The sequence below is a fragment of the Ureibacillus chungkukjangi genome (assembly GCF_044795995.1).
In the GTDB taxonomy this organism is placed as follows: domain Bacteria; phylum Bacillota; class Bacilli; order Bacillales_A; family Planococcaceae; genus Ureibacillus; species Ureibacillus chungkukjangi.
The window spans coordinates 2,091,505-2,113,732 of the sequence record NZ_CP085009.1 but is presented as its reverse complement, the minus strand read 5'-3'; the positions used below and the strand labels follow the sequence as shown (position 1 = coordinate 2,113,732).

The window sequence follows — 22,228 nt, the reverse complement described above, 5'->3', positions numbered from 1 at the left end:
ATTTAGTCTCGTCAGTTGAAAAACTGTCGAGATTTTTTTGAATTGTTAAAAAATAGATGTTAATTTTAGTATCTCATTGTTATGATGAAATTAATGGGGATGTATCTCAAAAATTGTTCATGGGGGCGAGTTAATGTCGTTAGCAATAATTAAAAAACTATTCGAAAAAATTGAAAAAGATGGATGTGGAATCAACGGATATGAAAAGATTATTCAATTTGAATTTACTGATTTGAAGGAGTCTTACAATGTAAAGTTTCTTGGAGAACGTGCTGAACTGATTGATATAAGCGAAACTCCTTCGGCTACAGTTCAGATTACAAGTGAAAATTTTGAAAAACTAACAAACGGCCAGTTGAATCCAAATACAGCCTTTCTATTCGGTAAAATAAAAGTATTTGGTGATATGAGTCAATTACTTAAGCTTAGTAAGATTCTTGAATACTATAGCTAATTATAATGGAGTTATAGCTTGTACTTAAGCTTTAACTCTTTTTTTGTTGAAATAAAAGGAATTATTGCGAATTATATAGAATTATGTAATATGCAAAAAATATAGAGGAGATGATGTTTTGAAAAAACGAAATCTAGTTGCCTTTATTTTATTTTTTCTCCTAATGTTAGTTGGTTATTTTTATTCAAACCATCCGATAATAGAAAAAGGAGCTTTAATTGATCATTTTAATATTGAATATTTCAATTAATTTTATTTTTACATACATTAAGTAAAAATGCGTTGAAACATTTAATGGATACTTTTAATGAATACTTTTAATGAATAATAAAACTGAAATCACACATAATAACTCCAAATCAAATTGGAGGTTATTTCATTGAAAAAACTTTGGTACGTACCATTCTTATTAATGCTCTCTTTATCTTTAGTCGGCTGTAATACTGACAATGCAACAGATACTGAGACAAGTGATAATGTTAATGAAACAACGGAAATTATTGAGGAGGATTTAGAAGAGGTTCAGGAGAAATCCCTTCGAGAAAATAATGATGCAAATATGGATACAGAATTAGAAAATGAACCAGAAGACACGAATACAGGTGGAAATTCTGAGCAGCACCCTCCTGTAAGTAACGATGTTGGTGGTCAAGGTGTGGAAGACGAAGGTCAAAATACCGATGCAAATACAGTAGCTGACTAAATAAAGAATAGAATCAATAAAAAAATCGGTCCTCTTAATGGGGGCCGATTTTTTTTATTAATAAAAGTTGGATAATTAATAAAAATTTTGGATTTAAAAGTATTAAAAAGTAAATTTGATACAAAATACTGGTGAACTATATTATTTTTATTACTTATTAAAAGTAAATAGAATGGTTTATTAATTTCAAAGTTAAATTAGGAGGTTGCTTTATGGCAGAACAAGATAAAAAGGATCCACTACTAGAGAAACGTACATCCAGACGTTCATTTCTTAAAAATTCTGGTTTAACAGTCGGAGGATTAATTGTCGGTGGTGCAGTTGGAACATTAATTGGTAAAGAAACAAATGAAACAACGACAACGGAAGATCCAAAACAAACACCATCCCCACAAGGGACAGGGAATGCAAATGCCAATGCTGCATTAATGTTCTTTACACCTAATCAATTCGATATAACAAATGCAGCCGTTGAAAGAATCTACCCTGCCGATGATAACGGACCAGGTGCAGAAGAACTATTAGTAGCTTATTTTATAGACCATCAATTAGCTAGCGGCTGGGGAACAAACGCAAAGGAATATATGTCAGGTCCATTCTATCCAGGCGAAGAAACTCAAGGTTATCAAAGTAGTTTAAATCGTCAAGAAATCTTTACTATAGGCCTAGAAACAATTGAAAAACATAGTGCTGAGAAATATAAAAAATCCTTCCTTGAATTATCAGGAGAAGAGCAAGATGCAGTTCTAACAGATTTCCAAGATGGAAATGTTGAGATGAAAGGAGTTTCTTCAAATTACTTCTTCAATTTACTTCGTTCTACAACAATTGAGGGAGTATATGCTGACCCGTTGTATGGAGGGAATGCAAGTATGGCTGGCTGGGAAATGAAGAAATACCCAGGGCACCAAATGAGTTACTTTAACATGATCGAGCAAGACGAGTTTGAGGAAATTGCGCCAAAATCTTTATCCTCACAACACAATCATTAATCTTAAATTTTAAATTAATTAACAAATTACAGGAGTGATAGAGAATGGCTACGACATTACCTAAAACGGATGTTGTGTTAATAGGCGTTGGTTGGACAGGCGGAATTTTAGCAGCTGAGCTTACAAAAAAAGGGTATCAGGTAGTTGGTCTTGAACGTGGAAAAGGCCGTAAGACATCCGATTTTTTAATGGTTCATGATGAACTTCGTTATGCACTACGTTACGATTTAATGCAGGATTTATCCAAAGAAACGGTTACATTTAGAAATAACGAAAAAATGCGAGCTCTTCCAATGCGTCAATACGGTTCTTTCTTATTAGGAACGGATGTGGGTGGCTCTGGAGTCCACTGGAACGGTCAAACATGGAGATTCCTTCCATATGATTTCCAAATTCGAACAATGACCGAAGAACGCTATGGAAAAAATAAAATTCCAGCTGATATGACTCTTCAAGACTGGGGAATTACTTACGATGAGATTGAACCATATTTTGACCAATTTGAGCAAATGGCAGGTATATCAGGTGAAGAAAATCCCCATGGTGGACCTCGTTCAAATCCATATCCAACGGGTCCAATGAAACAAACGCCAGCAATGAATTTATTTAAAGAAGCTTGCGAGAATCTAGGTTACAAACCATTTATACAACCATCTGCAAATTTATCCGAAGCGTATACAAATCCTGATGGTATTTCTCGTGCAGCATGTCAATATTGTGGTTTTTGTGAGAGATTTGGTTGTGAATACGGGGCTAAAGCTGATCCAACTGTGACAGTTCTACCAGTAGCAGAAAGTACAGGAAAGTTCGATCTACGCACACATGCAAATGTAGTTGAAATTCTGCATGAAGGAAATCGAGCAACCGGGGTACGATTTGTTGACACACAATCAGGTGAAGAGTTTATTCAGCCTGCTGAAGTTGTAGCTGTAACAAGTTATGTGTTAAATAATGTTCGTTTATTATTGCAATCAGGGATAGGGAAGCCATATGACCCTAAAACAGGAACTGGTGTAATAGGTAAAAACTATGCATATCAAAATATGTGTGCTTCTACTACAGGCTTCTTTGAAGAACGCGAATTTAACGTTTACGCTGGTGCAGGTTCACTAGGTATGACTCTTGATGAATTTAATGGAGATAATTTTGACCATTCTGATTTAAATTTCCTCCATGGTGCCAATATTTTCTTAGGACAACTTGGAAAGCGCCCAATTCAAAATAATGCTGTAAAACCTGATACACCAAGTTGGGGAGCGAAATTCAAAGAAGAATCAGTTAAATATTATAACCGTTCTATATCATTTAACGCACAAGGTGCTTCTATGCCATTCCGTTATCATTATTTAGATTTAGACCCAACCTATAAGGATGCATATGGAAATCCATTACTACGAATGACGTATGACTTTAAAGAGCAAGATAACGAGATGTCCAAATTTATGGCATCAAAAACTGAAGAAATCATGAAGGAAATGGGTGCATCTGAAATAATTGTAGCGAAAGAAAAAGGTCCATATAATATCGTTCCTTATCAATCTACACATAATACTGGTGGCGTAATTATGGGAGATAACCCAGACACAAGTGCTTTAAATAGTTATTTACAAATGTGGGATTATGAAAATGTTTTCGTTCCAGGTGCAAGTGCATTCCCGCATAACTCAGGCTATAACCCAACTGGCACAGTAGGAGCCTTATCCTACCGTTGTGCAGAAGGTATTGATTTATATCTAAAGAATGGTGGTTCTTTAGTATAATTACACAAAAAGAGAATGTAATCTCGAAAGAAGACATTCTCTTTTTTTACATAGTTATATAATTTTAACCTTTATCCATTTTCGTACACTGTTGATAAACCAAATTTCAGAACAATTTTCTAAATCAGTTAGCTTCAGAACTTTTTCTTCGATTTCACCCTCGCTCAGCAATTTTTCACGGAAGGTCCCAGCTAAAAGTCCGCTATGAATCGGTGGGGTATAAAGAATTCCCTCCATGTTCACGACAATATTTCCGTTTGTAAATTCAGTAATTTCATGATCTTCGTTCCAAAGTAAAACATCATATACATCAGTTTGTTGGAGTTGTGTATATATATCGCGATTGGTTGTTTTATGATATAAAAACAATTCTTTTTTATTGATAGGGTATGCTGCTAATTTGACAGTCTTTTCAACGGCTCTTTCAACTAAAGGGTGTGCTTCAATATTCAGCTGCCCGGATTTTGTCATGAGCAATCGAAGTTTAAACTCCCCAACTGGATACTCTTTTGCAACATCTTTGAGAGCAGATCTGACTTCCTGCCGATTAAACGGAAATTTAAAGTATTTCGATGATTCCTGAATACGATCAAGATGTTCTTCAAGTAAAAACAATTCTCCATTAACTAGTAGAATGCTTTCAAGCAAATCAAAAATAGGCTTCTTTTGTTCAAGTAGGCTAGCTTTTGTTAAAACCTCCTCATATTCACCAGAAGCTGTCGAATCCCATGTAATACCGCCTCCTACACCATAGGTAGCTTGTTCAGTATTTTGGTTGAGAACTACTGTACGAATTGGTACATTAAAAATTGCTTCCTTCTTTGGTGTGATATAACCAATAGCCCCACAATAGACATCTCGTGCAGCTATTTCAAGCTTCGAGATAATATCCATCGTACTAATTTTTGGAGCACCAGTAATTGAACCACATGGGAAAAGGGCCTTAAACAAGTCGAAATAGGTAGTATTAGGTCTTACCTTTGCAGTAATTGTAGAGGTCATTTGGTGAACAGTAGGGTAATGTTCAATTTCAAAAAGTTTTGGTACCTGGACAGTCCCTTGCTGTGCAATGACACTTAAGTCATTTCGCAGTAAATCCACAATCATTACATTTTCAGCTCGATTTTTTTCTGACTCATAAAGCCATTTTGCATTCTCTTCATCCTCTGCTACTGTTCTGCCTCTAGCGATCGTTCCTTTCATCGGTCGAGTAGTAATATGATGATCCTTCAAATGAAAGAAAAGCTCAGGTGAGGCAGACAAAATACTAAATTCTCCTGTATTGATATATGCACAATAATTAGAAGATTGAGCTTGTTTTAATTTAGTGAAAAAGGCGATGTCGTCCCCTTTAAATTGTGACTGCAGTCGAATTGTATAATTAGTTTGATAGGTATCACCATTTTCGATAGAGGACTTAATGGATTCGATTGAAGCATTATAATTCTCTCTTGAAACATCTGGTGACCATTTTGAATTTTCATAGCTTCCATTACTAGTAATACCTTCTTCAATGGGTTCTGAAAAGATTCCGAACCAGAGTAAAGGCATATTCGGATTTTCACTTACCTGAAAGGCAGAGTCAAATGCAGGAGCACTTTCATAAGAAACATATCCAGCCGCATAAAAGCCTTGCTCCACGGCTTCTTGGATTTGCTCAAAGCATGGAAAAATATCCTCTATTTTATTTGCCACAATCGTTTTAATCGGATTTATAAAGGTTACTGGCTTGACTTCACCAGTGGAAGTTGCAAATTCAAATGATAAAAGTGGTTGTTTATTATTCGTTTTCATTATGTAATCCTTTGTGTTTTAGTAAAGAAATTTTGAATCATTTTAAGTCCATTTTCTGTAAGTATTGCTTCGGGATGGAATTGTACACCTTCAACATGGAAATGCTTGTGTCGAATGGCCATGATTTCTCCGCCTTCTGTTTTAGCACTGATTTCAATCATGCTTGGTAAGGTTGCCTCATCTACTATTAATGAATGATATCTTGTAACAGGTGCAGGGGAGGGGATATCATTAAAAATCTGTTTTCCATCGTGAATGATTATATCCACTTTTCCGTGCATAGGCTGGTTAGCTTTATGTACTTTTCCTCCAAATGCCTGTGCAATTATTTGATGCCCTAGACAAACTCCTAATATAGGTATTTCTTGATGAAGCTCTTTCACAATTTCCAAGCAAATACCAGCAGTATCTGGGTTTCCAGGACCAGGCGAGAGAAGGATAGAATTAGGCTGCATTTTTCTAATGTCATCCAACGTAAGCTCATCATTTCGAACAACTACGACTTCCTCACCAATGGATTGAATATATTGGACTAAATTATAAGTAAATGAATCATAATTATCGATGACTAGTATCAATTTAATAGTCTTCCTTTCAAGGTGAGTAATATGAGACCTATTATAGAAGAATTGGACAAGAAATGCGAAGAATTTGAAAATTATTAAGTGCAGAGGGAATAATAAAAACAAGAAAATCCCTCGATGTAAAAATCGAGGGATTAGTTAGGGTTATTTATTGTCATCTAAGAATTTCTCAACTTTTTTCATAATTGAGCTATTCTTAATTTTGTTCAAAAGTGGGTTTTTCTCCATCCCATATTCCTCATTTGACTTAGTCGAGTTTTGATGAGAATTATTTGATTTGTAGGCACTGCTTTTACTTTGTAAATTACGGTCATCAAAGTTTGAGTATTCGTCAAAATCCTTCTTTTCGCTCATTATCTCATCTCCTTTCAACCTTAATATGCGAAATTTTGTGTAAATTATGTAAACAAAACGCCAAACTGTTGCTCATTATTTGAAAATGATAGATAATAAAAAAATTAATGATAAGTAGGAGTGTACATAAGATGCAAGTAGAGCAAGTTAAGAGAGAGAACAAACAATTAGGTTCAAGAGCAGAGAATAGAGCGAGGCTATTAGTTAAATGCCCTGACAAACCAGGTATTGTTTCAGTCCTATCAAGTTTTTTGTGGAAACATAAAGCCAATATTATTGAATCCAGTCAATATTCAAGTGATCCAGAAAACGGAACTTTTTTTATTCGAATAGAATATACTTGTGACAAGCTGCTGTCTAAGGTTCAAGAGATGGAGCAGGAATTTAAGCAAATTGCTGACAATTATGAGATGACCTATCATTTTCATTATTTAAGTAACCGTCAACGATCAGCTATATACGTTTCAAAGGAATTACACTGCTTATTAGAATTACTTTGGGAATGGCAAAACGGAGATTTAGAAACGGATATTGCAGTTGTTATAAGTAATCATGAGGATGCACGTCAGATTGTCGAGTCTTACGGAATCTCATTTCATTACTTACCGGCAAATAAGGATATTCGCAAAGAAGTAGAGGCAAAACAAATTTCCCTAATGGAAGAATATAATGTAGATTTACTAATTTTAGCTCGTTATATGCAGATTCTAACGCCGGAATTTGTAAATCATTTTGAAAATAGAATTATTAATATTCACCATTCCTTCCTACCAGCGTTTATAGGTGCTAACCCTTATGACCGTGCCTATAAAAGAGGGGTGAAGCTGATTGGTGCTACTTCACATTATGTAACAAACGATTTAGATGAGGGACCAATCATTGAACAGGATGTGGAACGTGTGGACCACCGAGATGATGTTGCAACTCTAAAGAAAATCGGTCGTAAAATTGAGCGTCGTGTATTAGCTAAAGCAGTGAAATGGCATTTAGAAAATCGAATCATTGTAGAAGGAAATAAAACAATCGTATTCCATTAAAATATAACGACCATTCAAAAAGCTGGAAATCTGTATCGTAGGATTTCCAGCTTTTTTATAATTTGAAATAAAATCAAGCTATTCTATTGTAGGATTTTTCACTTTTTCTAGCTCATGTAGCTTTTCATAAATTCGTCTTTTTCGATACAACATTTTACCTGCTTCAGAGACATCGTCCATCATGCCTTTGTTGATGATTGCACCAAAAACCATGCCGGCAATTGGGACCATTTGAAATAGCTTTTTCCAACCGAAGTTATCGCGGTATGTGAAGAATACCTCCTGCCAACCCTTTAGCTGACTTATCATGCTCTCTGCAGTATCTTTTTTCTTATTCAGCATGGAAAGCTCGTTTAAGATTGCTTCTTTTCCTACAATGTCTGCTGAAGCGAACTGCAAGCATTTTACTATGAAAACCCGTTCTTGTTTCTCATTTGGGTTATAGCCATGAATAATCGCAATCTCCTGTAGGGTTTTTAAAGCCATTCCTAAAATAACAGGAATATCAATTACTAGTGTGAAAACGCCCCCAAAACCAGTGGATGCCCCTTGCACTGTGGCTAATTTACTTCGTTCACTTTGTAATTTTTCGCTTAATTGAATCATATCCTCAATAGGCATTTTTCCAATATCCTCGAAGGTATCAATGGAATATGAAGTGTTTTTTTGAATTTTTTTCAGCATTAGCTTTTCACTTATTAAATATTTGCCGCCTGTATGAATATAGCTTCCTAATTCATTAACCAAAATCCCAATTTTCGCTTGTATAAATTTAGGTGTGAGCTTATCGATTACTTTAAAGGGAAGTCGACCAATCTTCTCCCAAAAAAATAACCCTTTTTGGTCATCCTCCCATTTTTCGATTTCCACTAAATAATGTTCCAATTGTTCTTTTGATTCCAATATCATTGCTCCTATCTATATTTTACGTAGGGTATAGTTTCTTTACGTTAGTAGGTGACAGAATGTTTCATTTTTTAGTATGTACATTTTTGTCAAAGTCTTTCTTAAACTAAATTAATTTGAAATGAATGACATATAAAATTAAATCGTATATATAACTGATATGTATTTAAAATTCTAGAGGAAATGGTAACAATAGGGGAGGGATGAAATGGAAGATGGTACTCAAACTGAGCTTAAGCAAATCCATGAGCATTTTAGAGACTCATTATTAATCGATAAATTTGACCCACAGCTTGAATTTTGGCAAAAAAGAAGGTTAGAGAAGACCCAAAGTGAAACGAGTGAAGATTCAATTGTATGGAATGTTTTTCGTTCATTTAACCAGATTGATCGGAAGCTTTGGATTGAACAGTTATTTTATAAAGCATTTCAAAAAGAGTTTTCTCATTCAACTGAACAGATAGAAATTAAACTTTGGAAAAAAATCCGCCAGCCCCAAAGTCTTGCTGTTAGTGAAGGGAAAACTGATATTGATATCATCATCGAGTCGGATACGTTTGTATGGTTTATAGAGGCAAAATACAAGTCGGATATTAGCCTAGGTCATAATGATAATGCGAAAAGAGATGAGCTAATAAGGATGATTGATGGTGGTACGAATTATGCAAAAAAGAGAGACTTTTACTTTTCACTATTGATATTAGATAAATATAATAGTCCAATGGGATTTAGAATGGTAAATGAATACAAAGACTCGACTGAAAAGGTCATAGGCTTACTGCCACATCGTCAAGAGCTTCCAATGCTAAAAGGTGTAAGTGTCTTTTATTGGAAGGATATTCAAACCTTATTTAAAACTGTGTATTTATATAGTAAGAACAAATATGAAAGATATATAGCTGATCAGGCAAGCTATTGGTTATACGATAAAATCAGAGAAGATAATTAGTTATATTGAAATAGGGATTTTTCTGCCGACATATTAATAAAATTGTCGGTTTTTTTGTTTTGGTTTTATTCTACATAAAGTAGCTTAAAATTATGGTTAAATTTATCATTTTTAGGCCATTCTGTAGGTAAAACATTTAGATTAAAGGTTGTGAGGGAATTGAATATTCTCGTATTTGGAGCCAATGGTCCATTAGGAAGACAATTAATTCAATACATACTTAACAATGCAAAACACACGGCTATTGCTTTACTAGAAAATAGAGCTCAGTCGGCTTATTTTACTGAAAAAGGTATTGAGAATTATTTATATAGCACAGGTGATTCTCTAGAAGTCATTCTGTCGACAGCTCCTAATGTTGATGCCATCGTAATTGCTGAGCACATTATGGATGATCTCGTGTCAGAAACGATAGTCGAAATTGATGAAACCATTAAATTATTAGAAGCACTGAAGAATACTCCTCTCAAACGAATGGTTCATATTAGTTCATTTGAAACTCGTAAAGAAGAATGGATTCATTTACCTGTATACTTTCGACCGATAATGATTAAGAATTATTATGTTGATCAGTGGTTAAGGCAGTCATCACTTGATTATACAATTATCCATCCTGGAAATTTAAATGATAAAAAAGGGACAGGATTTGTAAAAGTGGATGATAGAGATATTAGTATTGGTGATATTTCTCGTGAGGATGTTGCGAAAATAGTCCTTGCATGCTTAGAGAATCAGTCAACCATTCGAAAGGAATTCAAGGTAGTATCAGGAAAACAACCTATTGAGGACGCCATAAATATGGTAATTTAATATTTGGATTTTTAAAGTCTTTAAATTAAAGATTCCGTGATTTACTAGCCTTTGTGGATAGAATGCTATTTATTTCACCTTTTATAAACTAAAAATTTATTATATAATAGTAGATATTTTAATCTAAGAAAAAATGTATTATAATGTTATACGGTTATAATTAATACAGAGAAGGTGGGTTCTTAGGTTTACGCCTAGAAAGAATCACCTACATCTTTGCAAATATAGGGGAGATAAGGAAGGTAATTATGAGTACTAGATATGAAAAAACAGACGTTATCTTAATTGGTGCTGGCGTAATGAGTGCGACTTTAGGGACAATGCTTAAAGAATTAGCACCTGATTGGGAAATTAAGGTTTTTGAATCACTTGACAAACCAGGTGAGGAAAGTTCTAACGAATGGAATAATGCTGGTACAGGGCACGCTGCACTTTGTGAGCTAAACTACACACCACAAAAACCAGATGGTACAGTTGAAATAATAAAAGCAATTGATGTAAATGAACAGTTCCAGCTTTCAAGACAATTCTGGTCATACCTTGTAAAGAGTAACTTAATCAGTAATCCAGAAGATTTCATTAAAGCAATCCCACATATGAGCTTAGTTATGGGAGAAGATGATGTAAACTTCTTAAGAAAACGTTTTGAAGCGCTTTCAGCTAGTCCATTATTTAAAGGTATGGAATACACTGAGGACGCAGCAAAACTAAAAGAGTGGATGCCACTAGTAATGGATGGACGTGAAGGAAACGAACCTCTTGCGGCTACTAAAATCGACAGTGGTACTGATGTAAACTTTGGTGCTTTAACACGTATGCTTTTCGAACACTTAGTGAAACAAAACGTTGAAGTTAACTACAAGCATTCAGTTGCTGATATTAAACGTTCAAACGATGGCATGTGGGAAGTAAAAGTGCATGACTTAGATGGCTGTAAAATGGAGTACCATAAAGCAAAATTTGTCTTTATCGGTGCTGGTGGCGCAAGTCTTCCATTATTACAAGCAACTGGTATTCCTGAATCAAAACATATCGGTGGTTTCCCTGTAAGTGGTTTATTCATGGTATGTAATAATCAAGAAATCGTAGAACAACATCATGGTAAGGTTTATGGAAAAGCTAAAGTTGGTGCACCACCGATGTCTGTACCTCACTTAGATACACGCTTTATCGATGGTAAGAAATCATTATTATTTGGACCATTTGCAGGTTTCTCACCTAAATTCCTAAAAACTGGTTCTAATATGGATTTAGTTGCTTCAGTTAAACCTAATAATCTGTTAACAATGTTATCTGCTGGTGTTAAGGAAATGTCATTGACTAAGTACTTAATTCAACAAGTAATGTTATCAAACGAACAACGCTTAGAAGAGCTACAAGAATTTGTTCCAAACGCTAAACTAGAAGATTGGGAAATTATCGTAGCTGGACAACGTGTTCAGGTTATTAAAGATACAGATGCTGGAAAAGGAACACTTCAATTTGGTACTGAAGTAGTAACTGCTGCTGATGGTTCAGTAGCTGCATTACTTGGAGCATCTCCAGGTGCATCTACAGCTGTAAAAGTAATGTTAGACGTTATGAACAAATGCTTCCCAGATCGCATCAAAGAATGGGAGCCAAAAATTAAAGAAATGATTCCGTCATACGGTCTAAATTTATCAGATAACGAAAAATTATTTGATGAAATCTCTACTTCAACTTCAGAAGTTCTTGGACTAAATGAAAAAGAAGTAGTTCACAACTAATTTTCGATAGATATAGAACCATCAATCTGTGAATAATATTGCAGATTGATGGTTTTTTTTAGGTCTAAACAAAACAATTGAATTGATTTTAATATATAAGTAAATTATTATATAAGAGGTTAATTATATATTGTTTATAACTTGATATATTTACGGTTTAGGAGGAATTCTGCATTGTTTACAGCTGTTTTAGCAACACTTATTTTTTTAGTTACACTTATTTTCGTTATTTGGCAACCCAGAGGACTTAATATTGGTTGGACTGCGTGTGCAGGAGCAATTGTTGCACTGGTCGCAGGTGTTGTAGATTTTGGTGATGTGGGGGAAGTAGTAGGAATCACATGGAACGCTACAATCACATTCGTAGCCATTATCCTTATTTCATTGATTTTAGATGAAATCGGGTTATTTGAATGGGCGGCATTACATATGGTTAGAGCTGCAAAGGGCAATGGCATTAAAATGTTTGTATATGTCAGTATTTTAGGGGCAATTGTGGCTGCATTATTTGCAAATGATGGAGCGGCATTAATCTTAACACCAATAGTATTGGCGATGGTTCGTAATTTGAACTTCCAGGAAAAAATGATTTTCCCATTTATTATGGCAAGTGGGTTTATCGCAGATACTACATCTTTACCGTTTGTAGTTAGTAATTTAGTAAACATCGTATCTGCAGATTTCTTTAATATTGGATTTTTAGAATATGCAGCAAGAATGCTTCTACCAAATCTCTTTTCACTCGTAGCAACTATTACAGTGCTTTTAATTTACTTCAGAAAAAGTATTCCAAAAAATTATGAGCTTTCTAAATTAAGACAGCCTAAAGAAGCTATTAAGGATTTAAAAATGTTTCAGCTATCTTGGTATGTCATGGCATTGTTATTAATAGGTTACTTTTCGAGCGAGTTTATGGGAATCCCAGTTTCCTTTGTAGCGGGAATCATTGCAATATTCTTCTTATTGATGGCTAGAAAAAGCAAAGCTGTAAATACAGCAGAAGTTGTAAAGGGTGCACCATGGAATGTTGTATTTTTCTCAATAGGAATGTATGTAGTTGTGTATGGTCTTGGCAATGCTTGGTTAACACATTCCTTAGCAGGAGTTATAGAATATTTTGCTGAACAAGGATTGTTTGTAGCAACGCTTGCAATGGGCTTTATAGCTGCAATTCTTTCCTCTGTCATGAATAATATGCCAACTGTTATGATTGACGCACTAGCAATTGCTGAAACGAACACAACTGGAATTGTAAGAGAAGCTCTAATTTACGCCAATGTTATCGGCTCTGACTTAGGACCAAAAATTACACCGATAGGTTCTTTAGCTACACTTGTGTGGTTACATGTTCTTTCACAAAAGGGTGTTAAAATTTCATGGGGTACTTATTTTAAAACGGGAATCATTCTTACAATACCAATTCTATTTATCACATTAGTTGGTCTGTATATAACGCTAATTCTATTCTAAAAGGAGCTTTTATCATGTCGAAAAAAACACTATATTTCTTATGTACAGGGAACTCTTGCAGAAGCCAAATGGCAGAAGGCTGGGCAAAAAAGTTACTACCAGCTGACGAGTGGGAAGTGAAAAGTGCTGGAATTGAGGCACATGGAGTAAATCCAAATGCAGTGAAAGCAATGAGAGAAATAGAAGTAGATATTTCTTCACAGACTTCAGATATTATTGACCTAGCAACATTAAATAACGCAGATTTAGTAGTTACCTTATGTGGGGATGCCAACGATAAATGTCCGGTTACACCACCTCATGTAAAACGTGAGCATTGGGGATTTGACGACCCTGCAAAAGCACAAGGCTCAGAAGAAGAAAAATGGGCTTTCTTTGAGCGAGTTCGTGATGAAATAGGCGAGAGAATCGAACGTTTTTCAAAAACAGGAAAATGATTTATATGTAGTTAAAGAATATAAAACGGGGTGAACGTATGGACCTTCAATTACTGGAAAAACAACTTAAGGCAGTATCAGATACCAATCGTTTAACTCTTCTAAGCTGCTTAAAATCTGGAGAGGTTTGTGTATGCGATTTTGTAGATGTGTTAGGAATTTCTCAGCCAGCAGTCAGTCAGCACCTAAAGAAATTAGAGGAAGCCGGCATTATTACTGCACGCAAGCTTGGAACCTGGAAGCATTATAGAATTGTTGAAAATCCATCTCCAATTATCAAAACTGTATTAGATCAATTAGAAGAACGCGAACTATGTAATTGTAGACCAAGTTCTTCGTGTTAGGTAAATATATAATTATAGCCGATTTTGTATCGACAAGAGTTGATACAAAATCGGCTTTTTTAATTGTAGGGGAGAGTTAATTGCTTTTATGTGTTATTTTGGGATTTAATTGCTTAAACTAGCCACTTTTTGTCGAATTCCAGCCACTTTCTTCAATAATCTAGCTACTTCAAAAAATCTATACCTGCTAACACATTTTTAAGCTTCTTCCTCAAAATATATCTTATAATATTTACGATTCGTCGCCTCGTCGTAGCCAATTTCGATTAACTCATCAACCTGTTCGATGTTTTGGACATTTACTTGGATTTCGATATTGGAATCTAGCTTGATTTTACGTTTATAAGTTTTTTCAGCCTTTTCAATAGCAAATTCAGAGATTACCGTTTCATATGGCTTTACCGAATTGACGATGATATCCTTTTGTGTTGAGTCAGCCTTTTTGAAAACCGAATCTATATAATTGTCGACGTGGAATTCTTCTTCGTTTCTAAAATAATCGAGAGTTTTATTTAATAGGCCTAGTTTTTCAGTGTTTGTAAAGCTTTCTTCCTTTAAAATATACTTCTTGCACTCTGTCAAAGCTAAATTAGTTTTATGATAATCCTCATCTGCTACTTTAATCTTTAAGAAGCGTTCTTGCCAGTAGACAACATCTTCTTTTCTTTTTGTTTTAATAAATACAGCTGGCTTCTCGTCAGGGCCCATGTCAACTATGACAGCTACATTATTAATTTTCTTTACGTTAATCCCATCAATACCATTAACAACCATTTTATTTTCATCGTTTTTAACGTCTAAAAAGATTTCCTTTTCATCGATTTTAACAATCGATAGGGCGTTTTTTGTTTCGTTGTTCCAAATGCAATTGTTGAACAAGCCGATAAACAATTCACCGTTTTTAATATTTGGATGCTGGGATGCACTATGTAAATGCTTTGCGATATTATTAGATTGTTCTAGGAAGCTAGTATTATCATTAAATATCTTTTTTGCGTAAGTATAGATTTCGTTTAAATTGACATCTGTTTCATGGAAAAATTCGTATTGCTGGTCTAAGTCGATTTTGTTAAATGCTAGTTGTGTAAAGGCTGCTTCCAGCAAGACTTCTGGCTGGGGAAAGGCTTCTTCACCCAAAATTAATGTATCACTTACATAATGTAGGATGTACTGCGTTAACTTACTTTCACTTACTTCTAACACTCTTATTCACCTTCTAAATTAAAATCTCTAGAGAATATACCATAACATATACCTTTAATATTTTCATAGCTTTTCATAAAGCTAATAATTGCCAACGATAAATCAGCATTTTAAACTATACGTTCATTTTAAAATACTATATAATTATTTATAGAATACAAGTGATTCAAAATAAAAAACCGTTTTCCGTTAGGTGTTTGGCTACACTTAACATAGGAAAACGGTTTTTTATTTTTTACGCTAGAGATAAACGATAGATTAAAAATCTTTCGTAAGTGTTTTTGCCATAAAGCTTTGGAAGCGGCACTTCTTTTATCAATTCAAATGAGGTATGCTGCTCTAAATAATATCTGTAATCATCAGAAGCATAATAAAAGATTAAATCAATTTCTCGTTTATTGATCTCAACCGATAATAAAATATTGTTTAAGACCTTCATAAAAATTTGTACAGAGAAGGGATTAAAGAAATAAAATCGATTATCGGCATTTTGGATTTTATAATCTTCTGCTAAGCAATTGTGGAATTGAATTGTTTCTGGATTCCTATTTGTTATTTTTAAGTAGCTATCTCGATTTTTTATAGCTTCATCAAGAAAGGCTTTGTTCATTTCAATTCCTACTATAGGAACTTTGAATTTGTAATTTAGATAAATGTTCAACCGTCCTTTGCCACAGCCAAAATCAACAATATAATCACTTGACTGAACCTCATAGTGCTTAAATAGCTCATCTAAAGCAGCATAAGGAGTAGGCTCATAAGGATGGTAGTGGAGTGAATGATTGACCTCTCCTTTAGTTCCTTTAGTATTTATATTTAATAATTTTTCATAATAGTCTTCCTTCACAGCTGTATATCTCCAATCAGTGCCTCTATTATTAACTAATAACCTAAAATTTCTTCTGCTAAAAGTTTATAGGATTCCATACGTTCATTTGGGGAGTGAGTGATTGTAAGAATCATAAATTCCTCAACATTATATTTAGCTTGTAATTCAGCTAAATTATTTTTAACCTCTTGTGGGTTACCAATAATCATTTTTTGCTTTACAGTGTTAAAATGGTCTTTTTCTTTATCGGTTAATTCGATTGCCTTTGCTTCTTCAATGGAAGGAACTCTTTGACCTTTTCCTCGGTTCTGAAGTATTTGCCAAATAATTGAGCTCCAGGCGATTTCCTCAGCTCTTTCACCAGTAGCTGCACATATTACAGGGACTGTTAGTAAAACTTTAGGAGCCTCTCCAAATTGATTGGACTTAAAGGTTTTACAATACTCTTCAATTATCAAATTAGCATCTACATCACTCATAAATTGTCCAAAGGCATAGGGTAAGCCATTTTTAGCAGCGAGTTGAGCACTTTTTGCACTAGTCCCCAGCATCCAAGGGATAGGTGTTTTTTGTGGGACAGGAGAAGCTTTAATTTTAGAGAATTGATGATCTTCAGGAAAGTCGTTCTTGAGAAAATGCAGTAATTCATCAACTAGGTCTGCCATCTTAAATACCTGCTGCAAAAAGTTATCCGACAAAGCATTTGTTGCTTCAGCAGAGCCACCTGGTGAACGTCCAATTCCTATATCAACTCGATCTGGAAAAAGGGTAGCTAACATATTATAAGTTTCAGCAATCTTATAGGGTTTGTAATGGGGGAGTAAAACAGCACCACAACCTATACGAATATTTTTCGTTTTTCCTCCCTCTATAAATGTTGATGTACCAACGGTTTAAGCCATTGGTAGTGCATCAAAAAAATATTTTTCGACAAAGTTTACTATAATATTTTCATATTATGTGAATCTATTCCAATACATGGGTACGCTACGCGGTCACTACTGGTAAATGTTAGTAAGTAGTGCTAGGAATTATGTGATGCACAATGGATCTCTGCGTAGCTTATGATGACGTACCCTCCCATGTCTCTGGGCATCTGTGTGCCTACATTCCTTCGTTCGGTCTAGTCATAAGGCAGAGGCTAGCGAAGCTCCTATAGGGACTCGAGGTCGAATGGAAAAAATAATGCCAGCTTCTCCGTGTCATCCTGTTGTCTAGGTCTATCAAGGGGATGTAGAACTTACATAGCCTCTGCGAGACTAGGAATATCCTTCATCATTCGCTGTGCGTCAAACGCTTTGTGCTTGGTGCTAATTCCGTGTAAAACTTTTAGTAACTTTCCGCATAGAACCACGATGGATTGCTTCTTACGTAACGGATTAACCTGACGGTTAGTGTAGTACTCATGTAGCTTTCTAAAGGCTTCATTGTGGCGAATCATTGGCATCATCACTCGGAAAAGGAGGGCGCGTAGTTTTCTTCTACCACGTTTAGATATACGTTTTTGACCTTTGTGCATACCGGATGAGTTTTCACGTAACGTTAATCCCGCAAGCTTAATAATTTGGCGTGGATCATCGTAGTGTGAGAAGCTTCCGATTTCAGCTAAAAGGTCGACAATTGTAGTATCGCCTAGTCCTGGGACCGTTGTGAGCCATTCGTATTCCACTGTTGTTTTAACAAGGTCAACTAACTGCTCTGTGATGCTTTCTATTTCTTGTTCTAACTGATTGTAACGGCGGACGAGTGTGGCAATTTCATAACGGGCCATCTCACATCCTTCTGTTACGCCGATAGAGGTAGCTGCGACTTCGATTAGACGCTTTGCTTTCGGTTTCTGAGGAGATTTCATCCCCTCTACTTTTTTGAATAATACAAGTAGCTCATCAACCTGTTTCTGATGTAGGTCGCTTGGGAATGGGGTGCAATCAAGTGCAGCCAGTGCCATTTTTCCGAACTTCGGAAATACTTGTGTAAATTCAGGAAAATAGCGGTCTAGCCAACGAATCATCATGTTCTTAACAGCACCGAATTCCTCAACTAACTTTTCTCGAAACGTGGATCCTACTCGGAGTTCAGCTTCCATGGCCTTCAAAATACGTGGGTAGCTGAAACGTCCATCCTTAACGAGTCTAGCGATTACAAGGGCATCCTTACGGTCGTGTTTGGTAGGTAGATTATCATCTAGCTCCTTTGAACGCTTGACATGCATAGGATTAGTCATGACAAGTGGAATCCCTCGTTCTTGAAGAAAATAGGCTAAATTGAGCCAATAATGGCCCGTAGGTTCGATTCCAACAATGACTTCCGTTTTCTCGGATTCTGTCATAGCTACCAAAATCCGTTTGTAGAAAAATTCAAAGCCATCTCTGGATTGTGAAACTGAGAAAGATTTTTGGAGCACTCGTCCTCGGTCATCTACAAAGCATGCGTAATGTGTACGTTTTGCAATATCGATACCGATTACAAGTGTTTTTTCGGTGACTTGATTAATTTTTTGATTTTGTATAAAATCCATTATGGAGTCCTCCTTGGTTACTAAATTAGGGGTCAATTTCTGCAGATTTTGACACCCCGTATCATACCAAGAGGGCTCTTTGTTGTTCAAGTCCCCGAAAATCCTTCTAACAGGAATGCTCCTATTAAGCCTAGCATTACTTCAGGGGCTGAGCATGCCAATCCTGGTAAATCGTGATGCTCGGCAATCCAGTATCTTGTATAGCCAAATTTGTCGCAAGCTTCGGCAAGCTTGAGTGATTCAGTTAATGCATCACCTGCAGTTTGGTTAGAAGAGATTGGGGACTGATCTAATATACTTAGCTTCATGTGAGTGCACCTCTTTCTTATTCCTTCACTTCTAGTAAAGACACATGATAATCTCCAACCTGCCCGTTTTCATAAAGATTTGTAATAGAAGTTGAGTATTCTTGAATTGCTCCTTTAAATGATAAGCCCTTTTCAGGAACACTAATATTAAAGATTCCTTCATATAAAAGGGTTGAGATGTCATGATAATCCTCACTTGTCACTTTAAAATCGATAATTATTTTATGTAAACCAGATATAGTTACTTCTTCATATTTCTCTATTCCGATAACCGTATCATTTAATGTAATTTTATTAACCAAAAAAATGCCTCCTTTAGAAAATAATATAGAGAATCATATCACTGTATGAAATGGTAGAGCAAATTAAAGGGATTGTTAGAAACTAGACTTCTGTCATAAAAATTAGAGATAAATGTCCTTATTGTAAACATTCAATATCAAATCTATAGCATTTGCCATATCCCGGTTAAATTACTCTAATAGCCTAGTGATTTACCTTACTATCCTTTGCTATTCAAAAAATAGGCTATTAAAAACTTTATAGAAAATTTTAATAATGATGATATTCAACTATACCAACTATTTAAATATCCATATTCTATTAATGTCAAGTTGATAATAGGTTACAGCTTGAATCTACCAGGAAAGGAGGAGACATAAATGGGACGTTGGAATTGTACAAAGTGTAATCAAAAAAATTCAAAGAGAAAAATGAATTGTAAGCACTGCTATACTCCTTGTGGATCAATGGAGGAGGAAAGTGTGATGGCTATGGAAACTGAATCTGTGATGGTAATGGAATCAGTAATGGCTATGGACAATAGACAGGTAAGGTATATGAGAGATAACAATAGTGAGGATGCTTTAGTTGACCAAGGGTATGATCAAATCTTTTTAATGGAACAAGAATCAGATGAATTAATTTGGATTAAAGATTCTTGCAATGTTAATGTAAGCACTACTGATACTCAGGGTGCTGTTTCTCTTCAAGTAGGATTACAGCTTGCTATTGCCTTAGTAATTAGCATTTCTCTTGGAGATTCAGAACAAGGCCGTGCAGTAGCTCAAGAAATCTTCCAAAAATTTGATGACGAGCAATCAAACAAACAAAGAATTTATATTGAAAACAGTAAAGATGTTGATATTCACACAACAGATACTGATTTATCACTGAACATTCAGGCTTTATTAGATGTACTACTTACATTAGTAGTGAGAATTGATGTACTTTAATTTCATATAAAAAGGAGGGGAATATAATGGCAGAAACTAAGTGGAGAGCTTTAGACCATTGTGACGACCACAAAAATGATGCAGATGTTGATCAAGAGAATACACAAAAACAAATAACAAAGCAAGAATCCAACGAATGGATTATTGTTAGGGATTCTGAAGGTGTTGAAGTAACAACTACAGATACGCAAGTTGCTTTAAATCTACAACTAGGTATTCAAGCAGCGATCGTCGCAGTTATCAGTATAACTATTGGTGATAACGATCAAGGGAATAACGTGGCTCAAGACTTAAAACAGTTTATGAAAACTAAACAGAGTAATAGGCAAAAAACAATTATTGAAGGCAGCAAACACGTCAAGGTAAAAACAACTGATACTGACATAGCTGTAAATATTCAAGCACTACTTCAAATCCTAGTTGCTATTGTAGCTAGATTAGATGTGTTATAGGAATTGAATATAATATTGTAGTTCTTTGAAACATTTTAAAAAAAGTATTCCACGCAACGTTAATGAAACCCATATGTTGCGTGGAATATTCTTTTACAGAACAATTTGTTTAATGTCATCATTCATTTCGAATTATTTATTAGGTGGTAAATTATTAGTTTTTTGTGTATAAGAATACAAAAATCCATCCGTTTCTATCTGGTTTGCATATACTGATAAAAAACGGGAAATTCGAAAAGGAGTGATCATATGAGTGAAAATCCAAAGGCTATCCCGAATAAGGTTGTTGACTTACTTGTAAGTGAAGTATTACGAAAAAACAACGTTAATATTGATAGTGCCAAGTCTAACTTAAATGACGAACAAAAAAAAGCAATTAAAGACTTAGTAGAGGAATTAAAAACGCAAGTAGACTCATTTGTAAATCAATCACCAGATAAAAAGGAATAAGGACTACTAAAACGCCTCGAGAATGAGGCGTTTTTTTTTTAGGAGTTCATCAAATAGAATAGTTTTCCTTCTATTATAAATACCTACAGGTTGAAATTATCTAAGTATGGGTCATAATATCAGTAAGTAGGATATTTTAGGAGGGTTTCCATGAAAATTACAATTGAATGGACATATAAAACAAAGAATGGTATTGAAACAGTATTCCGCTCCGATGAAATGCCGCCTGCCCATGCATTAAGTATTGGGGAAGATTTAGAGAAAACGGGAAGAGCAAAAAAGTTACAGTTTATAGACCAAAATGATAGTACATGGTTGGCGAAAGAACTCAAAAAATACATTAAAGAAATTGATACAGAACCACATAATGTTCGAGTATATTTTGATGGTGGCTATGATATTCAAACGAAAAATGCCGGATTAGGGATTGCTATATATTATGAACAAAATGGAAAATCGTATAGGTTAAGGCGCAATGCACCGGCTTCGGGGTTAAATTCTAATAATGAAGCAGAATACGCTGCACTCCATTTAGCTATTGTCGAGTTGGATTTGTTAGATGTACATCATCAAACTGTTCAATTTTTGGGAGATTCACAAGTTGTAATTAATCAGATGAACGGCGAGTGGCCAGCATACGAGAAAGATTTATCAAGCTGGGCAGATCGAATTGATGAAAAGCTAAATGAGCTCGGTATTACTCCAGAATTTGAGCTAGTGCCAAGAAAATTAAACTCTGAAGCAGATAGACTAGCTACTCAAAGCTTACAAGGAGTGGGTATTACAGGACAAATAGAGCTCCAATAACCACCGTGATTATAAGATAATATTATTATGTAAACTTCAGACGTTTTCCTATTTTTCTCCTCCTTTAGGTCTAATTTTACTTCT

General features: G+C 35.0%; 24 protein-coding genes and 1 pseudogene. 15 read left to right on the top strand and 10 right to left on the bottom strand.

Annotated features, from left to right (window positions below; translation table 11 throughout):
• The first annotated feature begins 133 nt into the window (after positions 1 to 133).
• The 4 genes from LG296_RS10455 to LG296_RS10440 all read left to right on the top strand — a co-directional run bounded on the left by LG296_RS10455 (position 134) and on the right by LG296_RS10440 (position 3,909).
• Positions 134 to 454, top strand: a complete 321-nt coding sequence (locus tag LG296_RS10455) for an SCP2 sterol-binding domain-containing protein (protein ID WP_107933312.1) — start codon at positions 134 to 136, stop codon at positions 452 to 454.
• Positions 455 to 833: 379 nt separating this feature from the next.
• On the top strand, positions 834 to 1,157 hold the full coding sequence (locus LG296_RS10450) for a hypothetical protein (RefSeq protein WP_107933314.1): 324 nt from the start codon (positions 834 to 836) through the stop codon (positions 1,155 to 1,157).
• Positions 1,158 to 1,369: 212 nt separating this feature from the next.
• A complete protein-coding gene (locus LG296_RS10445; RefSeq protein ID WP_107933316.1) occupies positions 1,370 to 2,149 on the top strand; it encodes a gluconate 2-dehydrogenase subunit 3 family protein in 780 nt (259 codons plus the stop codon).
• Positions 2,150 to 2,193: 44 nt separating this feature from the next.
• The gene (locus tag LG296_RS10440) at positions 2,194 to 3,909 is read left to right on the top strand and encodes a GMC family oxidoreductase (protein WP_107933318.1); all 1,716 of its coding nucleotides are present in this window, start codon (positions 2,194 to 2,196) and stop codon (positions 3,907 to 3,909) included.
• Between the two features lie 54 nt (positions 3,910 to 3,963).
• Here the strand turns inward: LG296_RS10440 and pabB are convergent, their stop codons facing one another.
• The 3 genes from pabB to LG296_RS10425 all read right to left on the bottom strand — a co-directional run bounded on the left by pabB (position 3,964) and on the right by LG296_RS10425 (position 6,641).
• Positions 3,964 to 5,703: an aminodeoxychorismate synthase component I gene (gene pabB / locus LG296_RS10435; protein WP_107933320.1), complete on the bottom strand. Its 1,740-nt coding sequence runs from the start codon at positions 5,701 to 5,703 to the stop codon at positions 3,964 to 3,966.
• A complete protein-coding gene (locus LG296_RS10430; protein WP_107933322.1) occupies positions 5,703 to 6,281 on the bottom strand; it encodes an aminodeoxychorismate/anthranilate synthase component II in 579 nt (192 codons plus the stop codon). The genes pabB and LG296_RS10430 overlap by 1 nt, the downstream gene beginning before the upstream one ends.
• 150 nt (positions 6,282 to 6,431) lie before the next feature.
• Positions 6,432 to 6,641 carry a hypothetical protein gene (locus LG296_RS10425; RefSeq protein WP_107933324.1) on the bottom strand — a complete coding sequence of 70 codons (210 nt, stop codon included), beginning with the start codon at positions 6,639 to 6,641 and terminating at the stop codon, positions 6,432 to 6,434.
• 131 nt (positions 6,642 to 6,772) lie between these two features.
• On the opposite strand from LG296_RS10425, the gene purU reads away from it, so the two are divergent.
• Entirely contained in the window at positions 6,773 to 7,678 is a 906-nt protein-coding gene (gene purU, locus LG296_RS10420) for a formyltetrahydrofolate deformylase (protein ID WP_107933326.1), read from the top strand.
• Positions 7,679 to 7,756: 78 nt separating this feature from the next.
• Here the strand turns inward: purU and LG296_RS10415 are convergent, their stop codons facing one another.
• Positions 7,757 to 8,581, bottom strand: coding sequence for an EcsC family protein (locus tag LG296_RS10415; protein WP_107933328.1), 825 nt, complete (start codon positions 8,579 to 8,581; stop codon positions 7,757 to 7,759).
• A gap of 211 nt (positions 8,582 to 8,792) precedes the next feature.
• On the opposite strand from LG296_RS10415, the gene LG296_RS10410 reads away from it, so the two are divergent.
• From LG296_RS10410 to LG296_RS10385, 6 genes are all read left to right on the top strand, one after another.
• Positions 8,793 to 9,533, top strand: coding sequence for a hypothetical protein (locus tag LG296_RS10410; protein WP_107933329.1), 741 nt, complete (start codon positions 8,793 to 8,795; stop codon positions 9,531 to 9,533).
• Between the two features lie 159 nt (positions 9,534 to 9,692).
• Positions 9,693 to 10,343: an NAD(P)H-binding protein gene (locus tag LG296_RS10405; protein ID WP_181417972.1), complete on the top strand. Its 651-nt coding sequence runs from the start codon at positions 9,693 to 9,695 to the stop codon at positions 10,341 to 10,343.
• A 248-nt stretch (positions 10,344 to 10,591) separates the two neighbouring features.
• Positions 10,592 to 12,091, top strand: a complete 1,500-nt coding sequence (locus tag LG296_RS10400) for a malate:quinone oxidoreductase (RefSeq protein ID WP_107933333.1) — start codon at positions 10,592 to 10,594, stop codon at positions 12,089 to 12,091.
• A gap of 174 nt (positions 12,092 to 12,265) precedes the next feature.
• Complete coding sequence (locus tag LG296_RS10395) at positions 12,266 to 13,561, top strand: arsenic transporter (protein ID WP_107933335.1); 1,296 nt, start codon at positions 12,266 to 12,268, stop codon at positions 13,559 to 13,561.
• Positions 13,562 to 13,575: 14 nt separating this feature from the next.
• On the top strand, positions 13,576 to 13,998 hold the full coding sequence (gene arsC, locus LG296_RS10390) for an arsenate reductase (thioredoxin) (RefSeq protein ID WP_107933337.1): 423 nt from the start codon (positions 13,576 to 13,578) through the stop codon (positions 13,996 to 13,998).
• Positions 13,999 to 14,036: 38 nt separating this feature from the next.
• Positions 14,037 to 14,342 carry a helix-turn-helix transcriptional regulator gene (locus LG296_RS10385; RefSeq protein ID WP_107933339.1) on the top strand — a complete coding sequence of 102 codons (306 nt, stop codon included), beginning with the start codon at positions 14,037 to 14,039 and terminating at the stop codon, positions 14,340 to 14,342.
• A 198-nt stretch (positions 14,343 to 14,540) separates the two neighbouring features.
• Here the strand turns inward: LG296_RS10385 and LG296_RS10380 are convergent, their stop codons facing one another.
• The 6 genes and pseudogenes from LG296_RS10380 to LG296_RS10355 all read right to left on the bottom strand — a co-directional run bounded on the left by LG296_RS10380 (position 14,541) and on the right by LG296_RS10355 (position 19,502).
• Positions 14,541 to 15,545 carry a hypothetical protein gene (locus LG296_RS10380; protein WP_107933341.1) on the bottom strand — a complete coding sequence of 335 codons (1,005 nt, stop codon included), beginning with the start codon at positions 15,543 to 15,545 and terminating at the stop codon, positions 14,541 to 14,543.
• 235 nt (positions 15,546 to 15,780) lie between these two features.
• A complete protein-coding gene (locus LG296_RS10375) occupies positions 15,781 to 16,392 on the bottom strand; it encodes a methyltransferase (RefSeq protein ID WP_107933343.1) in 612 nt (203 codons plus the stop codon).
• 35 nt (positions 16,393 to 16,427) lie between these two features.
• Positions 16,428 to 17,246 (bottom strand): MsnO8 family LLM class oxidoreductase, encoded by an 819-nt coding sequence (locus LG296_RS10370; RefSeq protein WP_404427984.1) that lies wholly within the window; start codon positions 17,244 to 17,246, stop codon positions 16,428 to 16,430.
• Positions 17,247 to 17,614: 368 nt separating this feature from the next.
• Entirely contained in the window at positions 17,615 to 18,892 is a 1,278-nt protein-coding gene (locus LG296_RS10365; RefSeq protein ID WP_107937930.1) for an IS110 family transposase, read from the bottom strand.
• A gap of 116 nt (positions 18,893 to 19,008) precedes the next feature.
• Positions 19,009 to 19,200 (bottom strand): annotated as a pseudogene (locus LG296_RS10360) (LLM class flavin-dependent oxidoreductase); the annotation flags it as partial.
• A gap of 17 nt (positions 19,201 to 19,217) precedes the next feature.
• Positions 19,218 to 19,502, bottom strand: coding sequence for a DUF3219 family protein (locus LG296_RS10355; protein ID WP_107933347.1), 285 nt, complete (start codon positions 19,500 to 19,502; stop codon positions 19,218 to 19,220).
• Between the two features lie 465 nt (positions 19,503 to 19,967).
• On the opposite strand from LG296_RS10355, the gene LG296_RS10350 reads away from it, so the two are divergent.
• The 4 genes from LG296_RS10350 (at position 19,968) to LG296_RS10335 (ending at position 22,144) form a co-directional block, all read left to right on the top strand.
• On the top strand, positions 19,968 to 20,435 hold the full coding sequence (locus LG296_RS10350; RefSeq protein ID WP_235867589.1) for a spore coat protein: 468 nt from the start codon (positions 19,968 to 19,970) through the stop codon (positions 20,433 to 20,435).
• A gap of 26 nt (positions 20,436 to 20,461) precedes the next feature.
• A complete protein-coding gene (locus LG296_RS10345; RefSeq protein WP_107933349.1) occupies positions 20,462 to 20,887 on the top strand; it encodes a spore coat protein in 426 nt (141 codons plus the stop codon).
• Between the two features lie 249 nt (positions 20,888 to 21,136).
• Positions 21,137 to 21,337 (top strand): spore coat protein, encoded by a 201-nt coding sequence (locus tag LG296_RS10340; RefSeq protein ID WP_107933351.1) that lies wholly within the window; start codon positions 21,137 to 21,139, stop codon positions 21,335 to 21,337.
• Positions 21,338 to 21,487: 150 nt separating this feature from the next.
• Positions 21,488 to 22,144 carry a ribonuclease H family protein gene (locus LG296_RS10335; protein WP_107933353.1) on the top strand — a complete coding sequence of 219 codons (657 nt, stop codon included), beginning with the start codon at positions 21,488 to 21,490 and terminating at the stop codon, positions 22,142 to 22,144.
• The last annotated feature ends 84 nt before the right edge of the window (positions 22,145 to 22,228 follow it).